Genomic DNA, 25232 nt, shown 5'->3' with positions numbered 1-25232 from the left:
ATCGATACGATTAAGCTAGTTTAGCAAGAATCGCATTGAATGTATTGCTAGGGCGCATCGCTTTGAATGCAAGCTCATCATTTGGTTGGTAATAACCGCCGATATCCATGCTCGGACCTTGCGCGTCATTAAGCTCAGAAATGATTGTTTGCTCGTTTTCACGAAGTAGGCCGGCGACCTCTGTGAAACGTGCTTTAAGGTCTGCATCCGCATCTTGTGCCGCTAGTGCTTCTGCCCAGAAAAGAGTCAGATAGAAGTGGCTACCACGGTTATCAATTTCACCCACTTTACGTGACGGAGATTTATTTTCATCAAGGAACTTCGCGGTTGCTTGGTCAAGCGTATCAGCAAGTACTTGTGCTTTGGCATTATTAGTACGCGCACTTAGGTGCTCGTATGATGCTGCAAGTGCTAGGAACTCACCTAGTGAATCCCAACGTAGGTGATTTTCTTTTTGGAACTGCTGAACATGCTTAGGTGCACTACCGCCAGCACCCGTTTCGAATAAGCCACCACCGTTCATCAAAGGAACAATAGACAGCATTTTCGCACTTGTTCCAAGCTCAAGAATAGGGAATAAGTCAGTTAGGTAGTCACGTAGCACGTTACCAGTTACTGAAATTGTATCCTTACCTTCTTTGATACGCTCTAGTGAGTATTTAGTCGCAGCGATAGGGTCTAGGATTAAGATCTCTAGGCCGTCAGTATCGTGCTGTGGTAAATACGAATTTACTTTTTTGATTAACTGCGCGTCGTGTGCACGTTCTTCGTTTAGCCAAAATACAGCAGGTGTATTGGTTGCACGAGCACGGTTAACAGCAAGCTTTACCCAGTCTTGGATTGGTGCGTCTTTAACTTGACACATACGCCAAATGTCACCGGCTTCTACGTCATGCTCAATAAGCACGTTATCGTTTGCATCGACAACACGAACTTTACCAGCGCTCTTGATTTCAAACGTTTTATCGTGTGAACCGTATTCTTCCGCTTTTTGAGCCATCAGACCTACGTTTGGTACGCTACCCATAGTACTTGGGTCAAAAGCACCGTGCTCTTTACAGAACTCAACTGTAGCATCATATACACCAGAGTAGCTGCGATCTGGAATTACAAACGCCGTGTCTTGTAATTGACCATCTGCATTCCACATTTGACCCGAAGAACGAATTGCAGCAGGCATTGATGCATCAATGATTACGTCACTAGGAACGTGCAGGTTGGTGATGCCACGGTCTGAATCAACCATAGCTACTCGTGGACGACTCTCATAAACCGCTAAGATATCCGCTTCGATTTCTTTGCGTTTAGCATCGTCTAAGCCTTCGATACGCGCATAAACGTCACCGATACCATTTCGTACGTCAACTCCTAACTCGGCGAATAGTTCACCGTGCTTAGCAAATACGTCTTTATAGAATACTTTTACAGCATGACCGAAGATGATTGGGTCTGAAACCTTCATCATGGTAGCTTTCATGTGTAATGAGAACAGAATGCCTTCTGCTTTAGCTGCATCGATTTGCTCTGCGATGAATGCTTGTAGCTTAGACACGCTCATGCGTGAACCATCGATAATTTCGCCAGCTAGAAGTTTTACTTCCGGCTTCAATATCGTCGTTGTGCCAGCAGTATCTACATGTTCGATACGTACGCTCGTTGCATCTTCAACTGTGACTGATTTTTCAGAACCGAAGAAGTCGCCGTCTTGCATAGAAGAAACACGTGACTTTGAATCTTTGCTCCATGCACCCATTGAATGTGGGTTTTTACGTGCATATGCTTTAACTGAAGCTGGCGCGCGACGATCAGAGTTACCTTCACGAAGAACCGGGTTTACTGCACTGCCTTTAATTTTGTCGTAACGAGCTTTGATATCTTCTTCTTTTTCATCTTTTGGCTCGTCTGGGTAATTTGGTAGCGCGTAGCCTTGTGCTTGTAATTCTTTGATAGCAGCTTTTAACTGTGGGATTGAAGCACTGATGTTAGGCAGTTTGATGATGTTTGCTTCTGGTGTCTTAGCAAGCTCACCAAGTTCCGCAAGGGCATCGCCAATGCGCTGGTCTTCAGTTAGGAATTCTGGGAATACTGCGATGATACGGCCAGCGAGAGAGATATCGCGCGTTTCAACATCAATGCCGGCAACGCTTGAGTATGCTTCAATAACAGGAAGCAAGGAATAAGTAGCCAGTGCTGGCGCCTCATCAGTCTTAGTGTAAATGATTTTCGAGGTCATTTTATGTCCTAATTTATCGTTGTGTATTTCAGTTCGTAAGAACGAATTCGTCCCAACAAGCTGATATTTGCTGTCACTGCAATGCAGTTTACCAAGCAAAAGAGAAAAGCTCCATTCAACCTTAGGTTAGGGCGAGTGTAAAAATTTCAAGTTTAGTTTACAAAAAAGGACAGAACTTTACGTGGAATATTAAAATTATTGAGGTCTAGATAGATCAAAGCGAGCTGGGTGCTCGCTCTTCGATGTAACAAAAACAGCTAGGCTGCTACTGCTGGACGCAGTTCACTTTCCGTCAAACGACTTCAGAGCCGTCGGTAGGTAAAATGTTTGTGGCGTGTAGTCCTTTAGGACCTTGTTGCAGTTCGAAGGTTACATCTTGACCAGCTTTGAGTGTTTTGTATCCGTCCATGACTATGGTGGAGTAGTGTGCAAAAATGTCATCTTCACTTCCTACTTCTTGGATAAAACCGAACCCTTTGGCGTTGTTGAACCATTTGACTTTTCCACAAGCCATACTTCTACATCCTTCTATAAGTTGACTAATTTAGTTAATCTAAACCTGATAGTTTGTTAGACTGCTCATTAGGTAGACAGCCTAGTTTGACTGTAGTTTATTTAATCACTCAGTCAAGTGTTTTGTGCAAATTTTTAACAGTTTGTTTATTTTTGATTTCAGGGTTGCTTGAGATCCGTAAAAGAAGACTATATTTAGTTATGAGTGGAATGAAAGATTCGGGTGTTGTAGAGCGTAGCCGCGACGAACAGAGGGAAAAGTTGCAGCCACCACGTAAGTACAAGGTTATTTTAAATAACGATGACTACACACCTATGGATTTTGTTATTGAAGTTTTAATGACTTTCTTCAACATGGACAGTGAAAAGGCAACAGATGTGATGCTCAAAGTTCACCATGAAGGTAGAGCGGTGTGCGGTATCTATCCTGCGGATATTGCCCACACTAAAACTGAGCAAGTAAATCGTTTTGCCAGAGAGCATGAGCATCCACTGCTTTGCAGTTGTGAGCAGGAATAACGAGTATTTTAGTTTTAGGGGGTTGCCGATGCTAAACAAAGATTTAGAAATTACATTAAATGAAGCGTTTAAAGAAGCCCGCACCCGCCGTCATGAGTTCATGACTGTTGAACATTTGTTGCTGGCATTATTGGATAACCCTTCAGCCAACGAGGCACTCATAGCCTGTGGCGTTGATTTACACGTGTTGCGCTCTGAGCTATCAGAGTTTATTGACGAAACCACTCCTGTAATTTCTGATTTGGAGCAAGAAAGAGAAACACAGCCGACGTTAGGCTTTCAACGCGTACTTCAACGCGCAGTTTTCCACGTTCAATCTTCTGGTAAAAGCGAAGTTACAGGCGTAAATGTACTCGTTGCTATTTTTTCTGAGCAAGAAAGTCAGGCGGTATACCTACTCAAGAAAAATGACGTTAACCGTTTAGATGTTGTTAATTTCATTTCTCACGGGATTTCAAGTTCTGATGAAGACAGTGAGCACATTGATGATCACGACGACATTCCTGAAGAGCTCACTTCGGAAGGTTCTGAAGAGCAAAACATCCTTGATAAGTACACAACGAATTTAAATATCCAAGCTAAAAACGGCCAGGTAGACCCGCTTATCGGCCGCGATCAAGAGGTAGAGCGCACTATTCAGGTGCTTTGCCGTCGTAAAAAGAACAACCCGTTGCTTGTTGGTGAAGCTGGTGTCGGCAAAACTGCGATTGCAGAAGGTCTTGCCTATCGCATTGTTAACAACGAAGTGCCAGAAGTTATCGCCGATGGTGTTGTTTATTCATTGGATATGGGCGCTTTGTTGGCCGGGACTAAATACCGTGGCGATTTTGAAAAGCGTTTGAAAAGTTTGTTAAAACAACTGCAACAAGAGCCGGGGGCTATTCTCTTTATCGATGAAATTCATACCATTATTGGTGCCGGTGCGGCATCAGGTGGTGTTATGGATGCATCAAACTTAATTAAGCCGTTACTCTCCAGCGGGCAATTGCGCTGCATGGGTTCAACAACCTATAACGAATTCAAAAATATTTTCGAAAAAGACAGAGCCTTAGTACGTCGATTCCAAAAAATCGATATCAATGAGCCGAGTGTTGAAGACACCACTAAAATACTCAATGGCTTGAAAGAGCGTTATGAAGAACACCACGGCATTCGTTATACGCAAAAAGCGTTGCGGGCTGCGGCCGAGCTAAGTGCTAAATATATCAATGAGCGCCATTTGCCCGATAAAGCCATTGATGTAATAGACGAAGCCGGTGCAAACCAGCGTCTACAGCCAGTGTCAAAGCGCAAGAAAACAATCAGCGTGTCAGATATAGAACAGATCATCGCAAAGATCGCGCGTATTCCACAGCAAAGTGTGTCCTCTTCGGATAAAGAAGTGCTGAAGAATCTAGACCGTAATCTTAAAATGCTCGTGTTTGGCCAAGATCAATCAATCGATGCGTTGTCCTCGGCTATACGCTTATCTCGCTCTGGCTTGGCTAACGAGGATAAACCCGTCGGTTCCTTCCTATTTGCTGGACCAACGGGTGTTGGTAAAACCGAAGTGACTAAGCAGCTTGCTAAGTGCATGGGCATTGAGTTCTTGCGATTCGATATGTCTGAATACATGGAACGCCATGCTATTAGCCGCTTAATTGGTGCACCACCAGGATATGTGGGTTATGAGCAAGGCGGCTTATTGACGGATGCTGTGATTAAACATCCGCATGCTGTGGTACTGCTTGATGAAATTGAAAAAGCACATAGTGATATCTACAACATCCTACTGCAAGTGATGGATCACGGCACGCTAACGGACAATAACGGCCGTAAAGCTGATTTCCGTAACGTGGTGTTAGTGATGACAACCAATGCCGGCGTGCAAGAAACAGTGAAAAATGCGATAGGCTTTGTTGACCAAGACACATCACATGACGCACTTGGTGAAATCAATAAAGTGTTCTCGCCAGAGTTTAGAAACCGACTTGATAACATTATTTGGTTTAATCATCTCGATACCGAAATTATTATGCAGGTGGTTGATAAATTCCTTGTGGAATTACAAGCACAGTTGGATAAGAAATCGGTTAACCTAGAACTTAGCGATGCTGCACGTAAATGGCTTGCTGAGAAAGGCTATGATAAAGCTATGGGTGCACGCCCTATGGCGCGTGTAATTCAAGAGCAGGTTAAGAAGCCTCTGGCCAATGAGATTCTCTTTGGAAGCCTCACAGATGGCGGTGATGTCAGAGTGGATGTTGATAAGAAGACTGACAAGCTTAGCTTCGACTTCGTCACTCAAATGAGCCCAGCTTAATAGCGATATCTGAGCGAATATCAGATAACAAAAAGCCCAGCACTTGCTGGGCTTTTTGCTAAATCGGCTTAGCGTGCAAACAAATTAACGTGCACGGAAAACGATACGGCCTTTTGATAGATCGTAAGGCGTAAGTTCCACAGTTACTTTGTCGCCAGTTAAAATACGAATGTAGTTTTTACGCATTTTACCGGAAATGTGAGCCACAACCACGTGACCATTCTCAAGCTCTACACGGAACATTGTATTTGGCAAGGTTTCTAAAACCGTACCTTGCATTTCAATTACGTCTTCTTTCGCCATATCTAGCGTAACACCTCTGTGATAGTTAAACGCATGGGATTGTGCCGAAAAGCAAAGGATATGTAAAGCCAAGGCACTTAATTTGTCGATTTTACAGGCAAATTACATCTATCCAATGGTCATTTTTCAATTGTTGAGCAGGTTGGAACTGCAACTTGTAACGCATCTTCTTACATTCGTCGATTTGATAACCAAGATACACATATTCTTTGTTGGTTTGCTGAGCATGCTCAATCTGTTTCATAATCATGACACTGCCCAAACTTAAATGGGCATAGTCAGGATCAAAAAATGTGTAAATGGCTGATAGAGCGTTATCCATCACGTCAGTTACAGCAACCGCAATTAATTTATCGCGCTGCCACAGCTCAATGAAATGAATATGCATCCAGTTACAAAATAAGAAGCTATCGTACTGAGAGCGTTCGGGTGGATACATGGTTCCGTCGCTGTGACGCTCATTGATATAGCGTTCATATAACGCAAAGTACTCTGGCTTTTCTTTTTCACTGATACAAACGCGGTAACTTTTTGCCTTGTTAAGTTTACGCTTTTGCGAACGCGTAGGTGTAAAATCTTTCGCCAACACTCTTACTGAAGAGCACGCATTGCAACTAGGGCAGTGTGGTCGATAGATTTGCTCACCACTGCGCCTAAAGCCTTGTTTTAATAATGCTTCGAAACCTTGTGGGCTATAACATCCTGGGTCAAGGATCACCAGAAGTTGCTCTTCTCGGTCACTTATGTAACTGCACTGAAAACGCTGACTTAGGCCTATTTTAATTGGTAAGTGTTGGGCCATAGGGATTTTCTAACTCACTTTTTTGCCAAAACGACAGGTCGTACGCCTGAGTACTGTTATTTTTTAGTTTAGCTAAAAATTCATGCCTTGGTAGCGCCGTAGCACCAAGCTGACAGAGATAGGGGTTCATTAATTGGCAATCGATAAATGCTGCGTTGTGCTGTTTCAGAAATTCAACAAGTGCCCACATGGCAAGCTTTGAACAATCTGTAACACGATGAAACATTGACTCGCCGCAAAATACACGTGACTGCATAATGCCATAGAGGCCACCAGCGAGTTGGTCATCAACCCATACTTCGACACTATGCGCGAGGCCTTCTTGATGAGCCTTGATGTAGGCATATTGCATGGCGTCTGTGATCCATGTCCCTTCCGTGTACATGCGTTGCTCTTTACAAGAGGCGATAACATCTGCGAAACAGGTGTTTATTGTAATACGAGGACGCAGACGCTTTGCTGATTTACGTAAGCTTTTACTGGCATGGAAGTGCTGAAGGTCAATAATGGCGCGCTCGCTAGGGGACCACCACATCAAAGGTTCACCTTCACTGTACCAAGGGAATATACCGTTTTGATATGCTTGAGAGAGTCTCTGCACCGATAAACAGCCACCAATAGCCAATAAGCCGTCTGGTTGCGTCAATGCAGTGTTAGGGTCTGGAAACCCTTCGGCAATGGTGCCAAGGTGATGTAAATATTGAGTCATAAAAACAAAAGGGGCGTTACGCCCCTTCTAATTATTTTTGGCTATCTAAGTAGCGCTCTGCATCTAGTGCAGCCATACAACCTGTACCGGCTGATGTAATTGCTTGACGGTAAATGTGGTCAGATACGTCACCTGCGGCAAACACACCTTCGATGCTAGTTTGAGTCGCATTACCGTTTAGGCCTGATTGAACAACAAGGTAGCCATCTTTCATTTCCAACTGACCAACGAACATGTCAGTATTTGGCTTGTGGCCAATTGCGATAAACGCACCAGCTACATCTAGCTCTTCAGTGGCACCTGACTGACTGTCTTTGATACGAATGCCTGTCACGCCCATTTCGTCACCTTGAACTTCGTCTAACTCACGGTTCCAATGGATAGTTACGTTACCGTTTTGTGCCTTTTCCATTAGGCGGTCAGCAAGGATCTTTTCGCTACGGAAACTATCACGGCGGTGAATTACATGAACCTCAGACGCAATATTTGAAAGGTATAGCGCTTCTTCAACAGCAGTATTACCGCCACCTACAACAGCAACTTTCTGATTACGGTAGAAGAAACCATCACAGGTTGCACAAGCTGACACACCACGACCTTGGAATGCAGTTTCTGACTCAAGACCCAAGTATTTAGCTGAAGCACCCGTTGCGATGATCAACGCATCTGCGGTGTACATGCCGCTGTCGCCTTTTAATTCAAATGGGCGAACATTTAAATTAACTTCGTTGATATGGTCAAACACGATTTCAGTTTCAAAGCGCTCAGCGTGCTCTTTCATACGTTCCATTAAAGCAGGGCCTGTTAAGCCGTGTGCATCACCTGGCCAGTTTTCAACTTCTGTAGTCGTGGTCAACTGACCACCTTGTTGAATGCCGGTAACTAACACTGGGTTTAGGTTTGCACGTGCTGCATAAACTGCTGCTGTGTAACCCGCAGGACCAGAGCCAAGGATAAGTAATTTACAATGTTTGGCGCTCATAATACGTCTCAATTTATTTCATAGAATTTGGTTATGCGGGTGATTCTAAGAAAAACAACACATAAGTAAATATTTTTCCTAATTTTGAAATTGCGCAAATTAGCTAGGTGTCAAAATAACTGTACTGTTTGTTTAAACAGCAAATAGCGACACGATAAACGTTATTTCATGACCTTAGATATTTTTTTTGCTATGTTCTAGGCAATTACAAACTCGTTTGCTGAGATATTCTCGCTGCGAAATAAGAAAAAAGGGCCTTATGTATTTTTGGCAATATCAGGCGGGCTATAGTCTGCAAGAACAAGATATCGACATACTTCTTGATGCTCAAAGTTACCGCTCAACACTTTTAGAGCTTATTGCTAATGCGACTCATCGTATCTATATCACGGCACTTTATTTACAGGACGATGAAGCAGGGCGTGAAATTCTTGATGCCTTGCATCAAGCTTCGCTTAAAAACCCTGAACTCGATATAAAAGTACTTGTTGATTATCACCGAGCGCAACGCGGGTTAATTGGTGAAGCACACAGCGAAGGAAATGCTTCACTGTATTTGCAACGTCTACAGCTTCACAAAAGTAACGTTGAAGTCTATGGCGTCCCCGTAAAAGCCAAGGAATTGTTTGGGGTCTTGCACCTAAAAGGTTTTGTTATTGATGACACCTTACTTTACAGCGGTGCTAGCCTAAACAATGTGTACTTGCAATACGAAGAGCGTTATCGCTTAGACCGGTATTTTCTTATTCGCCAACCCGAGTTGTGCGATGCCTTTGTTGAATTCACAGAGCAAACGTTAATCGCCAGTGATGCGGTACCGCGTTTAGATAAGCGACCCATTCCAAAATATGTCGATATCAAGGGTGCTCATAAACAGTTAGTTAAAGCACTTAAGCGAGCGAGCTATAAAGTAAGTAACGAAAAATCAGAAGGCGCGCTTACTGTACGTCCATTTATTGGTTTAGGTCGGCGTAACAACAAACTCAATCGTCTTATCAAACAGTTATTTGATATCACAGAGAAAGAACTTGTGCTTTACACGCCGTATTTTAACTTTCCGACACCACTTTTGAGGGCGTTACGTCGTTTACTGCGCCAAGGCAAACAAGTGACTATCGTCGTCGGCGATAAAACAGCGAATGATTTTTATATTCCGCCTGAAGAGAAGTTTTCAAAAGTAGGGGCACTGCCGTACCTTTACGAAACGATTCTTGCCAAATTCCTCAAGAATCAGCAACGATTTGTCGATAAAGGTAACCTGAATGTATATCTGTGGAAACATGGTAAAAACTCATTCCACCTTAAGGGGATTTGTTCTGACAATCGCTACCATCTACTCAGTGGTCATAATTTAAATCCGCGAGCGTGGGGTTTAGATGTTGAAAACGGTATTTTTATCGATGATAAAAATGGCCAACTTATAGAACCTATAGCTAAAGAAAAGCAAACCATCTTGGCTAACTGTACGCGTTTGACAAACTACACAGAGTTACAGCAAGTCAGTGATTATCCTGCAGCAGTGCAGAAAATATTGGGTAAAGCGAAACGCGTAAAAGTCGATTTTATAATCAAACGTTTTATTTAGTTTGGGTAATTACCACGATGTAGGCAACAAAAAACCCGCCGATTTGGCGGGTTTTTCAATTCTCAAACGCTAGAATTAAAGCGTTTCAACAGCAGTACGCGGGTCAACATATTCCATGTTGAATGCTTCTGCTACTTCTTTGTAGGTTACTTTACCTTTGATCACGTTCAGACCTTCAAGGAAATGCTTGTCTTCTAGAAGGGCTTGCTTGTAGCCTTTGTTCGCTAGTTTGATGATGTAAGGCAGTGTTGCGTTGTTTAGTGCAAACGTTGAAGTACGTGGAACCGCACCTGGCATGTTAGCAACACAGTAGTGAACAACTTCATCAACAATGTAAGTAGGCTCATCGTGAGTTGTCGGCTTAGATGTAGCGATACAGCCACCTTGGTCGATTGCTACGTCTACGATTGCTGCACCTGGCTTCATCGCTTTGATGTGCTCAGCAGTAACAAGCTTAGGCGCTGCTGCACCTGGAATTAATACGCCACCGATAACAAGGTCAGCTTCAAGTACGTGCTTCTCTAGGGCATCAGCGGTAGAGTAGATTACTTTAGCTTGAGAGCCGAATTGTGCGTTAAGGCTACGTAGCACATCGATGTTGCGGTCAAGAATAACAACGTCAGCACCTAAGCCTACAGCCATTTGAGCAGCGTTACGGCCAACCATACCACCACCGATAACAACTACTTTAGCTGGCTCAACGCCCGGAACACCACCAAGAAGCATGCCACGACCGTGCTTTGATTTTTCAAGCGCTTGAGCACCAGCTTGGATTGACATGCGACCTGCAACTTCTGACATTGGCGCAAGAAGTGGTAAACCACCTTTTGCGTCAGTTACTGTTTCGTATGCGATACAGATAGCACCACTTTTTACTAGGTCTTCAGTTTGCGGAAGATCTGGTGCTAGGTGTAAGTATGTGAATAGGATTTGATCTTCATGAAGCATTGCGCGCTCAACAGCTTGAGGCTCTTTCACTTTGATGATCATTTCTGCTTGAGCAAAAACCTCAGCAGCAGTTGGTAAAATTTTAGCACCAACTTCAATATAGTCTTCGTCCGTAAAACCGATGCCAAGACCCGCGTTAGTTTCAACGATAACTTCATGACCGTGGTTGATCAGTTCGCGAGCGCTAGCTGGAATCATACCTACGCGGTATTCGTGGTTTTTAATCTCTTTTGGTACACCGATAATCATAAGTAACTATACCTTAAATTGAACAAGAAAATTTTTCACTATTGTACTCATGGTGAAATAGTGTGTCTCACTGATTTACGATATCCTGCTAGTGTATTACACTTTATTAATCTCAAATTCAGTGCAATCATCTAATATTCTATATGCATCAACAACTCGATAGAATCGACCGTAAAATCTTAGTCGAATTACAGCGCGATGGCCGTATTTCTAACGTTGAACTGGCAAAACGTATTGGGCTCAGTGCTACGCCATGCCTAGAGCGAGTGAAAAAGCTCGAAAGAGAAGGGTACATAAGAGGCTACAAAGCCGTTGTCGATCCAGCCAAGCTTGGGCAAGCATTACTTGTGTATGTTGAAGTGACTATTACCAAAACATCGCCTGATGTATTCGATGAATTTAATCAAGCGGTTAAAAAACACGACGAAATTGTTGAATGCCACCTTGTTTCAGGGAACTTTGATTTCCTATTAAAGACGCGTGTAACTGACATGTCTGAGTATCGTCAGGTATTAGGCGATATATTACTTAAGCTTCCTAATATTTCTGAAAGCAGAACTTATGTTGTAATGGAAGAGGTAAAAGGGGAAGAGGCACTCATTATTCGACCTCAAGTACCTGAGTAAGAGAACAACGCTTTTCTACGCACATCACTGATTATAAACACAGTGCAAAATTGGCAAAGAATTGTTATGGTTAAAGGTATTGCGCTGAAGTACCAAGAAAAATATAAGGATAATGGAATATGCGCCTAAATGGTGTACAAAGACTGCTTGAGACAGGCTTAATAATAAGCACTGCATTTGCCATTTTCATTTTATGTGCGCTCATCAGCTTTGACGCTGCCGACCCTTCATGGTCGCAAACCGGCGAGTTTATGGAAGTCAGTAACATTACTGGCACAGCCGGTGCGTGGTTGGCAGACATACTGCTTTTCAGTTTTGGCTGGCTGGCATTTTTAGTGCCTGCAGCGATTCAAATGTTTGGCTACTTTGCATTCAAGCGACCTCACCAAGTACTGCGACTCGATTACATTACATTGGCGTTACGACTCATTGGCTTAGTGCTATTTGTGCTCAGTGCCTGCGCTATCAGCTCAATCAATTTTGACGATATTTTTTATTTTTCTTCCGGCGGGGTAGTGGGGGATGTGATAGCCAGTGCGATGATGCCTGCCTTTAACTTCACTGGCACTTCTATCCTGTTACTATGTTTCTTTTTCGCCGGATTAACCTTGTTAACAGGCATATCTTGGGTGCAATTCGTCGATACCTTAGGTGCATGGGTGATGTCTGCATGTCGTTGGGTGTGGCAATGGTTCCATAATAAACGTGACCAATGGCAAGAAGAAATGGCCAACGCTGAAACTGTCGAGCAAGAACCTACAAAGCTAGTGACTAAAGCGGACACAAAATCAGCTTCTGCGTCATTTGCAGATACGCGTGAACCTGATATATCCCTCGGTGATATAGACGATATCGATGCGCAGCAAGATAACCACAAAGCCTTGCTAGACAAAGCAGCAGCGATGTTTGCGCCAGAAATAAAAAAAGACGATGAACATGCTGTACCCGACGTTGCAAAGCGTGCGGAGCAACATCCTGCATTTGATGATTTAGACGATATTTTTGCAGATGAAATGAATTTCAGCGCCATCGATGATGAAAATTTTGACACAGTCAGCGCGCTAAATGAACTCGATAAATCACAGCCATTGCCGCCATCAACCGATGCGAAGCAAGTCTCAGCGCACGCCAATGTTCACCAAAATACTGATCAGTCGCAGACATCTAATGTAACGCATTTACCACAAAGGCCGATGTCTGCTAAAGAAAAGTTTGAGCAATTACTAGAAGAGCGACCGCCTATGGACCCGCTGCCTTCACTCGATTTGCTAGACAGACCAGATAAGCAACAGAACCCTATATCTGAAGAAGAATTAGAAGCAGTTTCACGCTTAGTGGAATCAAAGTTACAAGATTTCGGCGTGCAAGCCGCTGTTGTTGGCGTCTACCCAGGGCCAGTAGTAACTCGATTTGAATTGGATCTCGCTCCGGGTGTAAAGGTTGCCAAAATTTCCGGTCTTGCAAAAGATTTAGCGCGCTCTCTATCGGCGGTGAGTGTGCGCGTAGTAGAGGTTATTCCCGGTAAGACTTATGTAGGCTTAGAGCTACCAAACAAGCATCGTGAAGTCGTGCGTTTGTCCGAAGTGATCAACGCGCCTAAATTCGAACAAAACAAGTCGCCATTAACCATGGTGCTAGGTAAAGATATCGCTGGCCAGCCTGTGGTTGCTGATCTTGGAAAAATGCCACATTTGCTAGTGGCGGGTACAACCGGCTCAGGTAAGTCAGTGGGCGTTAATGTCATGATCTTAAGCTTGTTGTATAAGTCGCCACCGGAAGATGTGCGCATGATCATGATTGACCCTAAAATGCTTGAACTATCGGTGTACGAAGGCATTCCACATCTTCTGTGTGAAGTTGTCACTGATATGAAAGAAGCAGCTAACGCATTGCGTTGGTGTGTTGGAGAGATGGAACGCCGTTATAAACTGATGTCTGCTTTAGGCGTTCGTAACCTCAAGGGTTACAACCAAAAGGTATTGGATGCTAAAGCTGCGGGTCAACCGATAATGGACCCACTGTTCAAAGACACCGACGGCATGGCTGATGGCCCACAAGAGTTAGATAAGCTACCGAGCATTGTGGTGGTCATTGATGAATTCGCCGACATGATGATGATTGTTGGTAAGAAAGTAGAAGAGTTAATCGCTCGCATCGCGCAAAAAGCACGTGCTGCTGGTATTCACCTAGTGTTAGCAACTCAGCGTCCGTCTGTAGATGTCATTACGGGATTAATTAAAGCAAATATCCCGACGCGTATGGCGTTCCAAGTGTCGTCTAAAATTGACTCGCGTACCATCTTGGACCAACAAGGTGCTGAGAATCTGCTGGGTATGGGTGATATGTTGTATCTACCACCAGGTACCAGCGTACCAATCCGCGTCCATGGCGCATTTGTAGACGATCATGAAGTACACGCAGTAGTAAGTGATTGGAAAGCTCGTGGTAAGCCAAACTATGTGGATGAAATCCTCAATGGTGACGCAGTGGAAGATGTATTATTGCCCGGCGAAGTAGCTGAGAGCGAAGACGGCGAATCGGACCCCCTTTATGACGAAGCTGTTGCTTTCGTAATTGAAAGCGGTCGCGTATCGGTATCAAGCGTACAGCGCAAATTGCGTGTAGGTTACAACCGCGCTGCGCGCCTAGTTGAGCAAATGGAACAATCTGGGCTAGTAAGCCCTCCGGGACATAATGGTGCCCGAGAAGTATTGGTGAAGAATAACGCCAGTTAACAGACACCAAATGGAGGTCTAGATGAAAAAGATTTTTACAGCAGCCCTATTCTCAGTTTCTGCACTAACCAGCGCGTTAGCAACGGCCAGTGATGCTGATGATTTAAAGAAGGTTTTATCCAATTTAACGTCGTTAGATACTAGGTTTAATCAACAAGTATTCGACCCACAAGGTGAAGTCGTAAGTGAAAGTGCAGGCCAACTGCAGCTTGAGCAACCGCGAAAGATTCGATGGCAGCAACACACTCCAGATGAAACGCTATTTGTGTCTAACGGCGAGGAGAGTTTTTATTTCGACCCCTTCGCAGAGCAGGTAACCTTGCTTGATACTGAAAAGTTAATCGATAGTACTCCTTTCATTTTGCTCACTACGAGCGATGAAGCACTATGGCAAAACTTTGCGATTGCAAAAGTAGATGGTGGCTACGCTGTCACTCCGTTGACCAAAGAGCAGGGCCAAGTGGAACAGCTGACTTTACTGCTCAATGCTGACAATCAAGTCGCAGCTGTAGAAGTGATTGACCAATCAGGGCAACGCTCACGCTTTACATTCCAAGCTCCTGTATTAAACGAAGACATCAATGATGAGCAATTTGAGTTCGTCATTCCTGAAAACGTATTCGTAGACGACCAAAGACAAACGCCAGGAACACAGGTAAGTGGCGAATAATTTCTCCTTCGATTTTGCTCCTGATGTGCGCCCGCTTGCGGCGCGCATGCGTCCCACGCGTTTAGAAGATTACATTGGCCAATCGCATATCCTTGGCCACGATCAACCTTTGTATCGTGCTATCCAGTCTGGCCATTGCCACAGTTTGATTTTATGGGGCCCACCTGGTGTGGGAAAAACGACTCTTGCTCATATCATCGCAAATCACTGTGAAGCTCATTTCATTGAACTCTCTGCTGTTAGCGCTGGTGTAAAAGATATTCGAGAGGCGGTAGAGCTTGCACAATCAAGCTTGCAAGCTGGAAAACGAAGCTTGTTATTTGTTGATGAGGTGCATCGCTTTAACAAATCGCAACAAGATGCACTGCTTCCCCATGTTGAGAACGGTACCTTCATATTTATCGGTGCAACAACTGAAAATCCTTCATTTGCCCTAAATAACGCCGTGCTATCTAGAGCACGTGTATACACCTTAAAGAAGCTTAGCGGCGAAGATTTAGAGCTCGTAGTTAACCAAGCGCTTGAACAAGATAAAGTATTACGCCAAGCCAATATCAGTATCGACGCAACGAGTTTGCAGCAGTTATGCAAAGGCGCCGGTGGTGACGCGCGAAGTGCACTTAATCTGTTAGAAGTCGCTTCTGAATTAGCCAAAGGTGAGCAGTACAAAGGAACCATTACTCAAGAAGTGATGCAACAAGTTGCTCCGCAGATGGTTGCTCGTTATGACAAAGGCGGGGATCATTATTACGATTTAATTTCTGCTTTCCACAAATCCGTACGCGGGTCGAGCCCAGACGGCGCATTGTATTGGTATTGTCGTATCATTACCGCCGGTGGCGACCCTTTGTATGTTGCAAGGCGCTTACTTGCCATTGCCACTGAAGATATTGGTAACGCAGACCCTAAAGCAATGGATGTCGCTTTAAACGCTTGGGACATCTACCACAGAGTAGGGCCAAGTGAAGGTGAAAGGGCAATTGCACAAGCCACTATTTACCTTGCTAGTGCGCCAAAAAGTAATGCGGTATATAAAGCATTCAACGAAGCGAAGCGTCATGCTATGCAAACAGCAGATCTTGATGTGCCGTTTCATTTACGCAATGCGCCCACAGCTTTAATGAAAGAACAGGGATTTGGTGATGATTATCGGTATGCACATGATGAGCCTGGCGCCTATGCTGCAGGTGAATGCTTCTTCCCACCAGAAATCGCGGATACTCAGTACTATTACCCAAGTGACAGGGGTTTAGAAAAACGCATCGCAGAAAAACTCAAGTATTTGCAGGACAGAGACAGCCAAAGCACACGGAGGCGCTATGAATCCGATTAGTACATATTTACTGGTTGCACTTGGCGGCGCTTTAGGAGCGTGTGCTCGCTTTGGGGTGAATGAATTAGCTTTAAAACTACTGCCAAAGGGATTCCCTTTTGGCACGCTGACAGTTAATATTCTCGGTTCATTGTTAATGGGCGTTTTATATGGCCTTTTGGATCGTGAAATTCTCACAAATCCACACCGCCTAACTCTAGGAATCGGTTTTTTAGGCGCGCTGACAACATTTTCAACATTTTCGCTCGATACCTTACTGCTTATGCAGCAAGGCCAGTGGCTGAAAGTGGCGTTAAACATCCTACTTAATGTTGGGGTGTGTATTTTTATGGCTGCAATAGGCCTCATGCTAACAACGCAAAAAGGTTAAAAATTCACATGTTAGACTCAAAGTATCTCCGTCAGGACGTAGATCAAACAGCAGCACGTTTAAAGACACGTGGCTTCGAATTAGACGTAGCGACGCTTGCTGAGCTTGAAGAAAAGCGCAAAGCGCTACAAACAAAAACTCAAGAACTACAAAACGAGCGTAACACCCGTTCCAAAGCCATCGGCCAAGCAAAAGCTAAAGGTGAAGACATTCAACCATTGCTTGATGCAGTAGCGCACCTAGGTGATGAGCTTGAGAATGCAAAGAAAGAACAAGACGAAGTACTTGCCCAGTTAAACGACATTGCTTCTGGCTTACCAAACTTGCCGGCTGAAGAAGTGCCTGTAGGTAACGATGAAGCCGACAACGTTGAAGTGAGCAAGTGGGGCGAGCCTAAATCATATGATTTTGAAGTTAAAGATCACGTAGACCTAGGTGAAGCCCTGGACAAAGGCTTAGATTTCGAAGCAGGCGTGAAACTTTCAGGTGCACGTTTTACCGTAATGCGCGGTCAAATCGCGCGTATGCACCGTGCACTTGTTCAATTTATGCTTGATACCCATACAGATAAAAATGGCTATACCGAGATGTATGTGCCGTATCTTGTCAACAAAGACAGCTTGTTTGGAACGGGTCAGCTCCCTAAATTCGCAGAAGACTTATTCCACACTGAGAAACTCGGTGAACATGATGCCGGCTTTAGCTTAATTCCAACCGCTGAGGTGCCACTAACAAACTGTGCGCGTGACGAAATCTTCGAAGAGAAAGAACTTCCTGTGCGTATGACTGCGCACACACCATGTTTCCGTAGTGAAGCAGGTAGTTATGGTCGCGATACCCGTGGTCTAATTCGTCAACACCAGTTTGATAAAGTTGAGTTAGTGCAACTCGTTAAGCCGGAAGATTCAATGCAAGCACTTGAAGAATTGACGGGTCATGCTGAGCAAATCCTTCAAGCGTTAGAGTTACCATATCGTAAAGTTGTACTGTGCACTGGTGATATGGGCTTCGGTGCAGCTAAAACTTACGATTTAGAAGTTTGGTTACCAGCACAAAACACATACCGTGAGATTTCATCGTGTTCAAATATGGGTGATTTCCAGGCTCGCCGTATGCAAGCGCGTTTCCGCCGTGCAGGTGAGAAAAAGCCTGAGCTTCTTCATACGTTGAATGGTTCTGGCCTTGCTGTTGGCCGCACGCTAGTTGCGATCCTTGAGAACTATCAACAAGCAGATGGTTCTGTTGTTGTACCTAGCGTACTTCGCCCGTACATGGGTGGAGTAGAAGTGATCAGCACTAAATAATATACTGATTTTTAAGCTAAAAAAGGCCGCAGTATTCGCGGCCTTTTTTATATCTGAAAAGCCTTCAATTTATTTGTATTCAAAGGATGCAAATAAATTGACTGTTTCCAAAAGCTGTTCTAATTTCGCTGTAAGCTAACTCCGGAAGTGCGTAACAAACACTATAAAACATATGTTAAACAGCGATTTCATAGATTTACTAAAAACCATTATCCGTCAACCGAGTGTGGTTGGTGCTGAGCACTCTTTTTTTCGTGTGTTACAACGCGAGCTTGAAGAGCGAGGTGCGCACGTTACTTGGTATGAAGGGTTACTTGTAGCTCAAGGCAGCAAGCCGTTTAGCACCATGTTTTCTGCTCATATAGACAGGCATGGTCTGGTGTGTACTGGACCCAATGAATTTCAGTATGCCGCGTTTATTGCGGGTAATCGCACGGACTTGCTGAATAACTCCGTGTCTGAAGAATTGATGACAAAAATCACAGAACGCTTCCAGAACGAGCCTGTCTACGCCTATGAGCCATGGTCGGGCGCGTATCGTGGTGGTGGTGTCATAAAGAATGCGTATATCTGTGAATTTAGAAACAACTTAATTTTCGAAATTGATGGTCTAGAAGGGCTCGTTGCAGGAACACCTGTTGCTTTCAAAGACAAGCTAAAAATCGATGACAATCGACTCACAGGCCAACTAGATAATGTGCTATGCACTGCTGCGTTGGTGCATATGTTTGCCAATGGTTTTCAAGGCACAGCGTTCTTCACAGCCCAAGAGGAGGCGGGTAAAAGCTGGCGTTACTTGCTGGAGTGGTTCCGCCGCTTTGGTGGCTCCACAAACCGATTATTCGTAGTTGATACCAGCCCTTTTCCTGATGTTGCAGCAGCAAACAGTCAACAGCTCGTTCTCCGTTATAAAGACGCCAATGCGTCCTTTAACGAAGAAGCGACCAAAATGGTTGAACAGCTTTGTATCAATGAAAGTATTAGCTATTTGTTCAAAGATAAGTACATGGAGCAAACCAACGCTGAACTAGTTGCACAAGGTGAGGAGCCTAAATCAATCGGCAGTACTGAACTGGGACGTATCATTGCCGCATCAAATGGACTTGTAGACGGCACTACTATACAAATCCCTTCAACGGGGTATCACACCATGCAAGAATCCGCAGCGATTGAGTCGGTAGAGAAGTTTTTATCTGTATTGACGGCGTTATCTAAAGAGTAGCATCGATATGGGCAGCAGAGCCTAAATGGCTCTGCATGCGCTTAGCTATTTCCTAAATTTCATTTCTTGAAGTAGTGCAGTGCTCATGACCGTACGATATTCTGCGCGATTACCGCTTTCAGCTTGCATTTTTTCCATGCTCTTTTTGGCCCATGCCAAATACTCAGCGCGCCGCTTTTCATTTTCGGCAACGGACGCCATGTTTTCAAACACTCTGACGATGTAGAGGTCTGGCTCATCATGACGAGCGTGGACATTGCTAATGATTGAGTAACTAACCAACCAACCTTTCTCTACAGCGAAGTCAGCGTTTTTGCGCCATTCGCTAGCTAACCACTTCGAATACTTTAAGCCGGCTCCATCCGCAATTTTAATCCCTGTCACTTCCCAGTAATTTCCGCCAATAAAGGGTGGTTCGTGATCATCTGCGTGTACAACTTGAATAGACATCAAACTAAAAACACAAAACAACGCGCCCATTAATAAGTTCTTAGCCATAATAAGCTTCCTTATATCAGGTTGCGGTATTGCAACTTGAGCTAATAAAGCTAGTCGTCCTTGACTGCGTTGTCGAATCTTTATTGTGCGATACGCAACAATTGATTACTCTGTGCCGATAAAGCCGCCAGTTTGGTGGGCCCATAACTGTGCATAGATACCACCTAGCGCAATTAATTCTTGGTGCGTACCTTGCTCAACGATATGGCCTTTATCCATCACCACTAAACGGTCCATTTGTGCAATAGTTGACAGGCGATGAGCTATGGCAATAACTGTTTTGCCTTGCATGAGGGTGTCTAAACTTGCTTGAATGGCGGCCTCAACTTCTGAGTCCAACGCAGATGTAGCTTCATCCAACACTAAAATTGGCGCATCTTTGAGTAACACACGTGAGATAGCGATACGTTGACGTTGACCACCAGAGAGCTTTACTCCACGTTCACCCACTTGTGCATCTAAGCCCTTGTTACCTTTTGAGTCTTCAAGATCACAAATAAAATCCCATGCTTTGGCTTGTTTAGCAGCCTCTATAATTTGTTCATCAGTTGCGTCGGCTAAGCCATATCCAATATTTTCACGCACACTGCGATGCAGTAAGGCGGTATCTTGTGACACCATGGCTATGTGTTGACGCAAGCTTTCTTGCGTCACCGTATCAATAGCTTGATTATCTATGGAAATGCGACCTTTTTCGACGTCGTAAAAGCGTAATAGCAAGTTAACGAGTGTCGATTTCCCTGCACCTGAGCGCCCAACAACACCCACTTTTTCACCCGCTTTAATTGCAAGATTCAAAGACTCTAAAACCCCAGGTTGGTCTTGGTGTTGTGCCTTGCCATAATTGAACGAGATGTCGCTAAAGTTAATCGCACCTTGGTCTATAACTAATTCATTGGCATCGGGTTTATCTTTAATGACAATGGGTTTTGTCAATGTTTCCATGCCATCGGCGACCGTGCCTATATTTTCAAACAAAGCGCTCACTTCCCACATAATCCATTGCGCCATGCCGTTCAGACGTAAAGCCAAACTCACAGCAATAGCGATGGCGCCTACGCTAATTAAACTGAAAGACCATAAATAGATTGATAACGCGGCAGTAGCCGCAACAAGAGCGTAGTTTAATACTTGCACACTTACTTGCAGGCCCGTAGCTAAGCGCATCTGGCGATAAACAGGGTCGAGGAACAACTGCATTGACTCTTGCGCATATTGCTCTTCTTTTGCCGAATGGGAAAAGAGTTTGATAGTCGAGATATTGGTATAACTGTCTACGATACGACCTGTCATCTGCGAGCGTGCTTCTGCTTGTTGTTCCGCGACCTGTTTTAAACGCGGAATAAAATAGCGTTGGATACACACATACCCAGCCAGCCATACCAACATAGGGATCATCAGACGCCAATCAGCTTGTCCAATAAAAATGAGCATAGCGCTGAAGTACACAATGATATAAACCGCCACATCAAGTAATTTGATAACCGTTTCTCTAACTGCCAGAGACGTTTGCATCACCTTGGTGGCAATGCGGCCGGCAAAATCGTCCTGATAAAAGCTAAGGCTCTGTCTAAGTAAATAACGGTGAGCTAACCAGCGAATAGACATTGGGTAATTGCCAAGCAAACTCTGGTGTAAAATAGCAGAGTGCACAAACACTAAAATTGGTAGGGCAATTAAGGTTACAAAGCCCATGAACCAGAGCGTGTCTGACTCATTGGCAAATAATTGCTCTGGCGTTGTATTGCTCAACCAATCAACCAGTTGCCCCATGAAATTAAACATGGATACTTCGATAATGGCCAATAGTGCAGCACTGATGGACATGACCAGTAAAGGCTTCTCCATACCTTGTGTGTAGTAACGGCAAAATGCCCACAGGCCGACGGGTGGGGCTTTGGTTTCTCGTTCGGGAAAAGGGCGAGTTAATTTTTCGAAAAATGCAAACATAGACAACTAATTGATACAGAATTTAATCAATCAGTTTAACTATTAACGCTAGCACTGCATAGCGCCGAGGTGATGGTTTTTTTGCAACAAAGCGTGTCTTATTTGCCGCATTAATGATGAATGACACAAATGAAAATGGGTCCAATTGGACACACTTTTAAATTTAGAATAGTAGAATTTTAAAGCCTATTAAGACTAATACCACTCCACCTAACAATTCCGCTTTACTTTCAAGCCAGGTGCCGCTGCGATTGCCTACTAGCACACCTATAACGCTGAATATCAAAGTGGTGACACCAATCATGGCACAAGCAATCAACGGATGAACATCTAGCAAGGTTAGGGTGAAACCCGCTGCCATGGCGTCGATACTCGTGGCTATGGCTAGAATTAACATCACTTTATGCGTAATTTGTGCAATGTCTTCTTCTATTCCTTCGCTGAGTGCTTCATAAATCATTTTCGCACCGATCAACAACAGTAAACCGAAGGCAATCCAGTGTGCATAGTCTTCCACCCAACCGAGTACGCCTTTGCCACCTAAGTAACCAATTAACGGCATAAGCCCTTGGAACAAGCCAAAATAAATACCCGATTTTATGGCCAGCGACTTAGTAGCGTGGGTGTGTTTGGAACCTAGACCAATTGATACTGCGAATGCATCCATACTTAGCGCTATCGCTAAAATAAGTACTTCTATCATAAAACAAATCTACAGACGTGACTGTGGTTAGCCGCAAACGAATTGGAGCGGCCAACCAATAAATGAAGATAAATTATTCTTTTGCGTAGGTACGCTGCATAATGTAAACGTAAGCAGTAATAAACGCTTGCTCTTGGAACTTCTTCAAGCCAGTTTCTTCGAATTCGACTGGAAGAGGGTTGCGTTTTAATTGTTCTTTGATGCTTGTTGCGTTAAGTACGCGCACATCTAGGTCTGAAATAAGTTGTAATGCGGCTTCCATTTTGAAACCTACAGCACCGCCTGCAAATTTGCCCTTGTGTGGGCGTCCTTTGATGGCAATTGAGTCAACACTGTAATCTTCCATTAACTTTTTAAAATCGCGATAGAATTTCTGCACTTGCTCAGTGTCATCTGCATCGTTTAAAACAAAACGAGTTTGTCTAACATCGCGGATATCGAAGACATCATTTTCTTTTGATAATAAGCAAAGTAGTACTTCACTGCCTTTAATTTCTACGCCACAGGTATTCATGTTTTAACGCCTTTGTAATCAATGCCCTCTAGTATATCAGAGATGATTATAAAAATTACTAGGTTAGCCTTGAATTTGTCTGCTTTGCACGCGAAAATAGTGCGCTTGTGCAGTTGTGACTGTACTGTAGTATCAATGTAATGCTTGTTGGTATAAGCGTTGATTTAAAATATTTCTATTAAATACAATTAAATACACGTGGCGCGGCGTAGGTGTCACCACTGTAAAAGGATTAAACATGCCTGTAATTACTCTTCCTGACGGCAGTCAGCGTATTTTTGAAAACCCTGTTTCTACTATGGATGTGGCCAATGACATCGGCCCGGGCCTTGCGAAAGCAACCATCGCTGGTCGTGTTAACGGCTCACGTGTTGATGCATGTGATTTAATCACCGAAGATGCGCGTTTAGAAATTATCACTGCTAAAGACGAAGATGGTTTAGAGATTATTCGCCATTCGTGTGCACACCTTATCGGTCATGCTATCAAACAGCTTTACCCTGACGCGAAAATGGCTATCGGTCCTACAATTGACAACGGCTTCTATTACGACGTTGATATGGAGCACTCGTTAACACAAGAAGATCTTGAAGCGCTTGAAAAACGCATGCTAGAACTCGCAAAAACGAAATACGATGTTGTTAAAAAAGTTGTTAGTTGGCAAGAAGCTCGCGATACATTTGAAGCGCGCGGTGAAACTTACAAAATGGAAATTCTTGACGAAAACATTGCAAAAGATGACCGTCCAGGACTTTATCATCACGAAGAGTATGTAGACATGTGTCGTGGTCCTCACGTACCAAACATGTCTTTTTGCCAACATTTCAAACTTATGAAAGTAGCAGGTGCATATTGGCGCGGTAACTCTGAAAACAAGATGTTACAGCGTATTTACGGCACAGCATGGGCGGATAAAAAACAGCTTAAAGGCTACTTGCAGCGCTTAGAAGAAGCTGAAAAACGTGACCACCGTAAAATCGGTAAAGCGTTAGACCTTTGGCACTGGCAAGAAGAAGCGCCAGGCATGGTATTCTGGCACAACGACGGCTGGAGCATCTACCGTGAGCTAGAAGACTTCGTTCGTGAGAAACTACGCGAGTACAAATACGAAGAAGTGAAAGGCCCATTAATGATGGACCGTAGCTTGTGGGAAAAATCAGGTCACTGGGACAAATACGGTGACGCCATGTTCACTACTGAGTCTGAAAAGCGTGAATACGCTATCAAACCGATGAACTGCCCCGGTCACGTACAAATCTTTAACCAAGGTTTGAAATCATACCGTGACTTACCACTTCGCATGGCTGAGTTCGGTTGTTGTCACCGTAACGAGCCATCAGGTGCTTTGCATGGTTTGATGCGCGTACGTGGCTTTACACAAGATGACGCTCATATTTTCTGTACTGAAGAACAAATTCTTGAAGAAGTAACGTCATGCATCAATATGGTGTATGATACATACTCAACGTTCGGTTTTGAAAAGATCGTAGTTAAGCTTTCTACTCGTCCAGAAAAGCGCATCGGTGAAGATGAACTTTGGGACAAAGCAGAAAAAGCACTTGCTCAAGCTCTTCAAGATAAGAACATCGAGTTTGAATACTTACCAGGCGAAGGTGCGTTTTACGGACCTAAGATTGAATTCACACTTTATGACTGTCTTGAACGCGCGTGGCAGTGTGGTACGGTACAGCTAGATTTCATGTTACCAGGTCGTCTTGGAGCAAGTTATGTTGCTGAGGATAACGACCGCCGTACGCCGGTGATGATTCACCGAGCAATTTTAGGTTCAATCGAACGTTTTATCGGGATTCTTACTGAAGAATACGCAGGATTATTCCCAACTTGGTTGGCACCAAAACAGGTTGTTATCATGAATATCACTGATAAACAGTCTGATTATGTGCAAGAAGTTGTACAAAAATTAAATAATCTGGGCATTCGTGCAGCAGCCGACTTGAGAAATGAGAAAATTGGCTTTAAAATTCGCGAACATACTTTAAAACGTATTCCTTACTTGTTAGTTGTTGGCGACAAAGAAGTTGAACAACAAGAAGTCGCAGTAAGGACACGTACAGGTGAAGACCTGGGCAAGTTTAAAGTCGACGACTTTATTACAAAAATTGCAGATGAAATTAAAAATAGAATTTAATCTGTAATGTAAA

At 43.9% G+C, this 25232-nt stretch carries 22 protein-coding genes; 11 read left to right on the top strand and 11 right to left on the bottom strand.

Annotated elements, in window-relative coordinates; translation table 11 throughout:
- Window positions 1-10: 10 nt before the first annotated feature.
- Both V1358_RS01355 and cspD read right to left on the bottom strand, forming a co-directional pair.
- Window positions 11-2233, bottom strand: coding sequence for an NADP-dependent isocitrate dehydrogenase (locus V1358_RS01355; RefSeq protein WP_347392341.1), 2223 nt, complete (start codon window positions 2231-2233; stop codon window positions 11-13).
- 292 nt (window positions 2234-2525) lie between these two features.
- Window positions 2526-2747 (bottom strand): cold shock domain-containing protein CspD, encoded by a 222-nt coding sequence (cspD, locus tag V1358_RS01350; RefSeq protein WP_347389337.1) that lies wholly within the window; start codon window positions 2745-2747, stop codon window positions 2526-2528.
- Between the two features lie 209 nt (window positions 2748-2956).
- On the opposite strand from cspD, the gene clpS reads away from it, so the two are divergent.
- A complete protein-coding gene (clpS, locus tag V1358_RS01345; protein ID WP_440589688.1) occupies window positions 2957-3265 on the top strand; it encodes an ATP-dependent Clp protease adapter ClpS in 309 nt (102 codons plus the stop codon).
- Window positions 3266-3293: 28 nt separating this feature from the next.
- Window positions 3294-5567 (top strand): ATP-dependent Clp protease ATP-binding subunit ClpA, encoded by a 2274-nt coding sequence (gene clpA, locus V1358_RS01340; protein ID WP_347389339.1) that lies wholly within the window; start codon window positions 3294-3296, stop codon window positions 5565-5567.
- Window positions 5568-5651: 84 nt separating this feature from the next.
- Here the strand turns inward: clpA and infA are convergent, their stop codons facing one another.
- From infA to trxB, 4 genes are all read right to left on the bottom strand, one after another.
- Window positions 5652-5870, bottom strand: coding sequence for a translation initiation factor IF-1 (gene infA, locus V1358_RS01335; RefSeq protein ID WP_023401681.1), 219 nt, complete (start codon window positions 5868-5870; stop codon window positions 5652-5654).
- A gap of 91 nt (window positions 5871-5961) precedes the next feature.
- Complete coding sequence (locus V1358_RS01330) at window positions 5962-6672, bottom strand: arginyltransferase (RefSeq protein ID WP_347389340.1); 711 nt, start codon at window positions 6670-6672, stop codon at window positions 5962-5964.
- The gene (gene aat, locus V1358_RS01325; protein ID WP_347392340.1) at window positions 6650-7381 is read right to left on the bottom strand and encodes a leucyl/phenylalanyl-tRNA--protein transferase; all 732 of its coding nucleotides are present in this window, start codon (window positions 7379-7381) and stop codon (window positions 6650-6652) included. Before aat ends, V1358_RS01330 begins: the two co-directional genes overlap by 23 nt.
- Window positions 7382-7412: 31 nt before the next feature.
- Window positions 7413-8366, bottom strand: coding sequence for a thioredoxin-disulfide reductase (gene trxB, locus V1358_RS01320; RefSeq protein WP_347392685.1), 954 nt, complete (start codon window positions 8364-8366; stop codon window positions 7413-7415).
- 256 nt (window positions 8367-8622) lie between these two features.
- On the opposite strand from trxB, the gene pssA reads away from it, so the two are divergent.
- Window positions 8623-9948, top strand: coding sequence for a CDP-diacylglycerol--serine O-phosphatidyltransferase (gene pssA, locus V1358_RS01315; protein WP_347392339.1), 1326 nt, complete (start codon window positions 8623-8625; stop codon window positions 9946-9948).
- A gap of 75 nt (window positions 9949-10023) precedes the next feature.
- On the opposite strand, the gene ald is transcribed toward pssA, so the two are convergent.
- A complete protein-coding gene (gene ald / locus V1358_RS01310) occupies window positions 10024-11145 on the bottom strand; it encodes an alanine dehydrogenase (protein WP_347392338.1) in 1122 nt (373 codons plus the stop codon).
- 143 nt (window positions 11146-11288) lie between these two features.
- Here ald and lrp point away from each other — a divergent pair, with 143 nt between their 5' ends.
- The 7 genes from lrp to V1358_RS01275 all read left to right on the top strand — a co-directional run bounded on the left by lrp (window position 11289) and on the right by V1358_RS01275 (window position 19405).
- Window positions 11289-11771, top strand: coding sequence for a leucine-responsive transcriptional regulator Lrp (lrp, locus tag V1358_RS01305; protein ID WP_347389344.1), 483 nt, complete (start codon window positions 11289-11291; stop codon window positions 11769-11771).
- 119 nt (window positions 11772-11890) lie between these two features.
- Window positions 11891-14506 (top strand): DNA translocase FtsK, encoded by a 2616-nt coding sequence (locus V1358_RS01300; protein WP_347392337.1) that lies wholly within the window; start codon window positions 11891-11893, stop codon window positions 14504-14506.
- 22 nt (window positions 14507-14528) lie between these two features.
- The gene (gene lolA, locus V1358_RS01295) at window positions 14529-15176 is read left to right on the top strand and encodes an outer membrane lipoprotein periplasmic chaperone LolA (protein WP_347392336.1); all 648 of its coding nucleotides are present in this window, start codon (window positions 14529-14531) and stop codon (window positions 15174-15176) included.
- 46 nt (window positions 15177-15222) lie between these two features.
- Window positions 15223-16509 (top strand): replication-associated recombination protein A, encoded by a 1287-nt coding sequence (locus tag V1358_RS01290; protein ID WP_347392684.1) that lies wholly within the window; start codon window positions 15223-15225, stop codon window positions 16507-16509.
- Window positions 16496-16879, top strand: coding sequence for a fluoride efflux transporter CrcB (gene crcB / locus V1358_RS01285; RefSeq protein WP_347389347.1), 384 nt, complete (start codon window positions 16496-16498; stop codon window positions 16877-16879). The genes V1358_RS01290 and crcB overlap by 14 nt, the downstream gene beginning before the upstream one ends.
- Before the next feature lie 8 nt (window positions 16880-16887).
- Window positions 16888-18183: a serine--tRNA ligase gene (gene serS, locus V1358_RS01280; RefSeq protein ID WP_347392335.1), complete on the top strand. Its 1296-nt coding sequence runs from the start codon at window positions 16888-16890 to the stop codon at window positions 18181-18183.
- 172 nt (window positions 18184-18355) lie between these two features.
- On the top strand, window positions 18356-19405 hold the full coding sequence (locus V1358_RS01275) for a peptidase M42 (protein WP_347392334.1): 1050 nt from the start codon (window positions 18356-18358) through the stop codon (window positions 19403-19405).
- Window positions 19406-19450: 45 nt separating this feature from the next.
- Here V1358_RS01275 and V1358_RS01270 read toward each other — a convergent pair whose 3' ends face one another.
- The 4 genes from V1358_RS01270 to V1358_RS01255 form a co-directional block, all read right to left on the bottom strand.
- Window positions 19451-19903, bottom strand: a complete 453-nt coding sequence (locus V1358_RS01270; RefSeq protein WP_347392333.1) for a hypothetical protein — start codon at window positions 19901-19903, stop codon at window positions 19451-19453.
- A 105-nt stretch (window positions 19904-20008) separates the two neighbouring features.
- Window positions 20009-21853: an ABC transporter ATP-binding protein gene (locus V1358_RS01265; protein ID WP_347392332.1), complete on the bottom strand. Its 1845-nt coding sequence runs from the start codon at window positions 21851-21853 to the stop codon at window positions 20009-20011.
- 163 nt (window positions 21854-22016) lie between these two features.
- Window positions 22017-22556, bottom strand: coding sequence for a manganese efflux pump MntP (locus V1358_RS01260; protein WP_347389352.1), 540 nt, complete (start codon window positions 22554-22556; stop codon window positions 22017-22019).
- Window positions 22557-22629: 73 nt separating this feature from the next.
- On the bottom strand, window positions 22630-23070 hold the full coding sequence (locus V1358_RS01255; RefSeq protein ID WP_347389353.1) for a DUF3010 family protein: 441 nt from the start codon (window positions 23068-23070) through the stop codon (window positions 22630-22632).
- A 238-nt stretch (window positions 23071-23308) separates the two neighbouring features.
- Between V1358_RS01255 and thrS the strand changes: the two genes are divergently transcribed.
- Window positions 23309-25219: a threonine--tRNA ligase gene (gene thrS / locus V1358_RS01250; protein WP_347392331.1), complete on the top strand. Its 1911-nt coding sequence runs from the start codon at window positions 23309-23311 to the stop codon at window positions 25217-25219.
- Window positions 25220-25232 lie beyond the last annotated feature (13 nt).

This window comes from Pseudoalteromonas pernae (assembly GCF_039831865.1).
In the GTDB taxonomy this organism is placed as follows: domain Bacteria; phylum Pseudomonadota; class Gammaproteobacteria; order Enterobacterales; family Alteromonadaceae; genus Pseudoalteromonas; species Pseudoalteromonas pernae.
The sequence above is the reverse complement of the archived record's forward strand: the minus strand, read 5'-3'. Positions and strand labels throughout refer to the sequence as shown.